General features: G+C 68.5%; 6 protein-coding genes. 2 read left to right on the top strand and 4 right to left on the bottom strand.

Going from position 1 to position 5215, the window contains the following annotated elements; genetic code table 11:
- Positions 1–100 precede the first annotated feature (100 nt).
- From rbp to yaaA, 4 genes are all read right to left on the bottom strand, one after another.
- Complete coding sequence (gene rbp, locus BGO22_RS21235; RefSeq protein WP_220377564.1) at positions 101–427, bottom strand: RNA-binding regulator; 327 nt, start codon at positions 425–427, stop codon at positions 101–103.
- Positions 428–620: 193 nt separating this feature from the next.
- On the bottom strand, positions 621–1472 hold the full coding sequence (gene queF, locus BGO22_RS21230; protein ID WP_070397388.1) for an NADPH-dependent 7-cyano-7-deazaguanine reductase QueF: 852 nt from the start codon (positions 1470–1472) through the stop codon (positions 621–623).
- A 7-nt stretch (positions 1473–1479) separates the two neighbouring features.
- On the bottom strand, positions 1480–2370 hold the full coding sequence (locus tag BGO22_RS21225) for a 2OG-Fe(II) oxygenase (protein ID WP_070397387.1): 891 nt from the start codon (positions 2368–2370) through the stop codon (positions 1480–1482).
- Positions 2371–2390: 20 nt separating this feature from the next.
- Positions 2391–3167, bottom strand: a complete 777-nt coding sequence (gene yaaA / locus BGO22_RS21220; RefSeq protein WP_070397386.1) for a peroxide stress protein YaaA — start codon at positions 3165–3167, stop codon at positions 2391–2393.
- Between the two features lie 159 nt (positions 3168–3326).
- Between yaaA and BGO22_RS21215 the strand changes: the two genes are divergently transcribed.
- Together BGO22_RS21215 and BGO22_RS21210 are read left to right on the top strand one after the other, a co-directional pair.
- Complete coding sequence (locus tag BGO22_RS21215; protein WP_070397385.1) at positions 3327–3950, top strand: VOC family protein; 624 nt, start codon at positions 3327–3329, stop codon at positions 3948–3950.
- A gap of 12 nt (positions 3951–3962) precedes the next feature.
- A partial coding sequence (locus tag BGO22_RS21210) for an FAD-dependent oxidoreductase (RefSeq protein ID WP_286852387.1) occupies positions 3963–5215 on the top strand: 1253 nt, incomplete at its 3' end.

Genomic DNA, 5215 nt, shown 5'->3' with positions numbered 1-5215 from the left:
GGCCGGTGCTGTTCCACGGGCCGCTGATCCACAAGCAGATCTGAGGCGACCAAAGAAAAAAGCCGGCGCGAGCGCCGGCTTTTTGACGAGAGGTCAGGGCTTAGTAGCGCGGACCGTTGCTGCGGTAGCCACCGCCGCCGCCTTCTTTGGGGCGCGAGATGTTCACCACGATCTGGCGGCCGTCCACCGACTGGCCATTGAGGCCGTTGATGGCGGCTTGCGCCTCGGCCTCGGAGGACATCTCGACGAAACCGAAACCCTTGGAGCGGCCGCTGTCGCGGTCGGTCATGACCTTGGCCGAGGCCACGGCACCGTATTCGGAGAAGTTGTGACGAAGCGAATCGTCGTTGACGGAGTAGGGCAGGTTGCCCACGTACAGTTTGCTGCTCATGACTGAGCCTTTCAGAGAAGCGGGCCGGCCTGCAATGGCACGGACGCCGCGAGAGAAGGCGGTTGCCACGTGGAAGTGGGCCACCTGAGAAGACCGCCAGCCCGAGAGGACCGAGCGGTCAGTGAACGGCCGTTCGAGGACGGCGAAGCGGGCGATCCTACGCGCGATGCCAGGATTCACCTAAGGATTTCGGCAATTCCGCGATTGGCCTGACCAACGGTCAGCCCCCTCATTGCCGCGCCGTGCGCACATTGGCCGGCGGTTGCTGCGGGTGGCTGCTGCGCCAGGGGTTGATGTCCAGCCCGCCTCGGCGCGTGTAGCGCGCGTAGACGCTCAGCTTGGCGGGCTTGCAGCGCGTCCACAGGTCCATGTAGATGCGCTCCACGCACTGCTCGTGGAATTCGTTGTGGTTGCGAAAGCTCACCAGGTACTGCAGCAGGCCCGCCTGATCGATCTGCGGGCCGCTGTAGGCGATCTGCACGCTGCCCCAGTCGGGCTGGCCGGTCACCAGGCAGTTGCTCTTGAGCAGGTGGCTGACCAGGGTTTCGCTCACGGGCTGTTCGTCGAAGGCCGCCGTGAGCAGCTCGGGCGCGGGCTCGTAGCGCGTGCACTCCACGTCGAGCCGGTCCAGGCTCAGGCCGTCAAGCTCGTGAATGGGTTCGGCGTCGAAGCGTTCGGGCGCCAGCAGCTTCACGCCCACGCCGGCCTGCATGGGCCCGCCATGCCAGACGGCGGCGCTCAGGTCGGCGCGCAGGCGATCGCGCACGGCGTCGGCGCTGTCGAAGGGCGTGTTGTTGAAGCTGTTGAGGTAGAGCTTGAAGGACTTGCTCTCCACGATGTGCGTGCTCTCGGCCGGCACGGTGATGTGCGCGATGGCCACCTGCGGCTTGCCGCGCGGGTTGAGCCAGGACAGCTCGTAGGCCGTCCACAGGTCGCAGCCCACGAAGGGCACGTCGCCGGCGATGCCGATCTCGCGCCGCTTGGCCTCGCGCGGCAGCGGGAAGATCAGCGAGGGGTCGTAGCGGTCGACGTAGGCCGAGGCCTTGCCCAGCTGCGATTGTTCGGGGGTGTTCTGGCTCATCTCGGCTTTAACTGAACTCTCGTTCGCGCAGCCACTTGGTGGCGACCCACTTCTCGCCCTCGAGCACCGGCGCGCCGCCGTGCAGGGTGCGCGTGCTCGGGTGCGGCCGGTCGTAGCTGAAGAAGACGGCGTGGCCGCGCACGGGCGCCACCTCCAGGCCGACGTCGGGGAAGGTGGTGCCGCCGCCGCGCGCCGGTTCGTTGAGGTACATCACCAGCGTGGCCACGCGCTGGCCGCCGCGCTTGAGGATGGTGGGCGTGCCGGCCTCGTTGGGATCGAAGTAGTCGTAGTGCGGCTTGTACTCGGCGCCCGGGCGGTAGTGCAGCACCTGCAGGCCCTCGCCGTTTTCCATCGGCCAGCCCACCAGGCGCGCGATGCGCTGCTCCACGGCCGTGACCTCGGGCGTCTGGCCGCGCGCGAAGAACATGCCGCTGCTGGTGCGGTCGGGGTTGAGCTCCTCGCCGCCGGTGGCGGTCTGCACCGTGAGCGAGCGCGCCAGCCGGGGCTTGGCCGATTCGATGATGGCCTCGCACTCCTCGGCGCTGAGCAGGTTGCCCAGCACCACCACGCGCGGGTGGTTCACGTGCGCGATGACGTCCACCCAGCGGTCGCCGGCGTCGATGCGGCGCGGCGAACCCGAGGTGTCGATGACCGGCACCGCCGAGCCCTGCCCCACCACGCCCTGCACGGCCTCCCTCACTTCGGGGGCGGCCTGGGCCAGCGCGCCGGGCGAAACGGTGGACAGGTGCTCCAGCAGCGTGCGCTCCAGCGCGGCCTCGGCCACACCGGCGTTCCAGCCGGCGTCGAGCATGGCCTTGAGCACGGACTCGGGCGTGCAGCCGGCGCTGGCCTGCTCGATGATCCAGCGGCGCAGTTCGGGCGTGACGGACTGGGACATGGCGGTCTCCGGTGTCGCTCTCAGGAGGTGGCCTCGCGCCGGAACACCAGCCGGTCGGGCCCGGACGCGTCGGGCGTGAAGCGGTAGCCCTCGAGGTCGAAGGCCTTGAGCTGCTCGGGCGTGCTGGCCTGGTGCCGCACCGCCCAGCGCACCATGAGCCCGCGCGCGCGCTTGGCCATGAAGCTGATGACCTTGTAGCCCGCGGGCTTGCGCTCCTCGAACACGCAGCTGACCACGCGCGGGCGCAACACCTTCAGGTCCACCGCCTTGAAGTACTCCTCGCTGGCCAGGTTGATCACCACCGGGCTCTTGTCGGCCAGGGCGCGCTGGTTCAGGTAGTCGGCGATGCGGCTGCCCCAGAAGGCGTAGAGGTTGGCGCCGCGCGGCGTCTTCAGGCGCGTGCCCATCTCCAGCCGGTAGGGCTGCATCCAGTCAAGCGGGCGCAGCACGCCGTACAGGCCGCTGAGGATGCACAGGTGCTGCTGCAGCCACTCCAGCTCGGTTTCGGACAGGTTCTTGGCGTCCAGGCCGCCGTAGACGTCGCCATCGAAGGCCAGCACAGCCTGCTTGGCGTTCTTGGCGGTGAACTTCGGCACCCAGGCTTCGTAGCGCGCGGCGTTGAGCGCGGCCAGCTTGTCCGACAGGTCCATGAGCGTGGCGATCTGCTGCGGCGTCTTGCGCTTGAGCACCTCGATCAGCTCGGCCGACTGCTCGACGAACAGCGGCTGGGTGTGCGCCTTCACATGGGGGGGCGTCTCGAAATCGAGGGCCTTGGCGGGCGAGATCAGGAATAGCATGGATGAACGGTGGAACCAGACGGGCCGACGGAGACCTCGATTATCGCGAAGCCCCGCCGCCGCCCCCCGCCCCAGGGCCATGGCCGCCGCCCAGAGAATTACGTTTTGCGAAATGCATTTCACTATGGTAAATTGCCAGCACCGTTCAAGGAGACCGCCATGACGCCTGCCATGCCCCGCGCCGACCTGCCCGCGCCGGCCCCGATCCAGCAACTGCACCACTACGCGTACCGCGCGCGCGACGCGGAGGAAACGCGGCATTTCTACGAAGACATCCTGGGCCTGCCGCTCTACCACATCATCCAGAGCGACTACGTGCCCAGCACGGGCGAGTACTGCCCGTACACGCACTTCTTCTTCCGCCTGCAGGATGGCTCCTTCATCGCCTTCTTCGACCTGGGCGACGACGAGGCGGCGCTGCCGAGCCCGAACACGCCGAAGTGGGTGAACCACATCAGCTTCCGGGTGAACACCGTCGGCGAGCTGGAGAACACCAAGGCGCGCCTGGAGGCGAGCGGGATCGAGGTGCTGGGCGTGACCGACCACCACATCTTCAAGAGCATCTATTTCTTCGACCCGAACGGCATCCGGCTGGAACTGACGGCCCAGCTGGCCGACGAGTTCCAGATGCTGCAGGAAAGCAAGACCGCGCACGCCCGCCTGGGCGAATGGAACGCCCGCAAGGAGCAGTGGCGCAAGGAACGCGCGGCGGGCAAGAGCGCCGCGCCGCTCAAGCCGCAACAGAACGACCGGCCCGAGGTGGCCGAGCGGGCCAAGGGCTGAAGGACGGCACCCATGTCGCTGAACACCTACCGGGACGTCGCCCACACCAACGGCTATGAGTTCACCCAGGGCGGCGGCTACGAGCTGCCCACCTACCCCTTCGTGCCGCCCCCAGAACTCCACAGCCAGGCGCCGGCCCGCCACCCCATCGTCATCGTCGGCGGCGGCATCACCGGCCTCACCCTGGCCTGCTCGCTCGCGCGGCTGGGTGTCAAGGCCATCCTGATCGACGAGGACGACACCGTCGGCGTCAAGGGCGCCTCCTCGCGCGGCATCTGCTACACGCAGAAATCGCTGGAGATCTTCGAGCGCCTGGGCGTCTACGAGCCCATCGCCGCCAAGGGCACGCAGTGGAGCGTGGGCCGCACCTTCGCTGGCGACGACGAGGTCTACAGCTTCGACCTGCGCCAGCAGGGCAGCTTCAACCTCAGCCAGCAGCCGCCCTTCATCAACATCCAGCAGTTCTATATCGAGGCCTTCCTGGTCGACCGCATCCAGCAACTCGGCCACGTCGAGCTGCGCTGGCGCAACCGCCTCACCGCCTTTGAGCAGAACGAGCAGTTGGCCACGCTCACCGTGGAAACGCCCGCGGGCAGCTACCGCATCGAGGCCGAGCACGTCATCGACGCCACCGGCAGCAACAGCCCGCTGCGCAAGTGGCTGCAGGTGCCGTTCGACAGCAAGCGCGGCGACGACCGCTGGTGCATCGCCGACGTGCGCTTCAGCACCCGCCCGCCGACGGAGCGCCACACCTGGATCGAGGCGCCCTTCAACGAGAACCGCGCGGTCTGGCAGCACCTGATGGCCGACGACGTCTGGCGCATCGACTACCAGATGGCGCCCAACGCCGACCCGGCCCACGTCAGCCGCGAGGACGTGGTGCGCGAGCGCCTGGCGCGCCAGTTCGGCCCCGAGGTGGAGGTCGAGATCGTCTGGGTCGGTCCCTACGCCTACCGCAGCGAGTGCGTGCACCACATGCGCCACGGGCGCGTGTACTTCATGGGCGACTCGGCCAAGGTGGTCAGCCCCTTCGGCGCGCGCGGCGGCAACACCGGCGTGGCCGACGCCGACAACCTGGCCTGGAAACTGGCCGCCGTGCTGCGCGGCCAGGCCGCGCCCGGCCTGCTGGACAGCTACGAGGACGAGCGCCTGGAGGCCGCGCGCGAGAACGTGCGCGTGACCAACCGCACCGCGCGCTTCCTGCGCCCGGCCGAGGGCATCGAGCGGGTCTACCGCGACGCGGCCATCGCCCTGGCCAAGCGCCA

Source organism: Hydrogenophaga sp. 70-12, from assembly GCF_001897365.1.
GTDB lineage: Bacteria > Pseudomonadota > Gammaproteobacteria > Burkholderiales > Burkholderiaceae_C > Hydrogenophaga > Hydrogenophaga borbori.
This window is presented reverse-complemented; position numbering and strand designations above follow the sequence as displayed.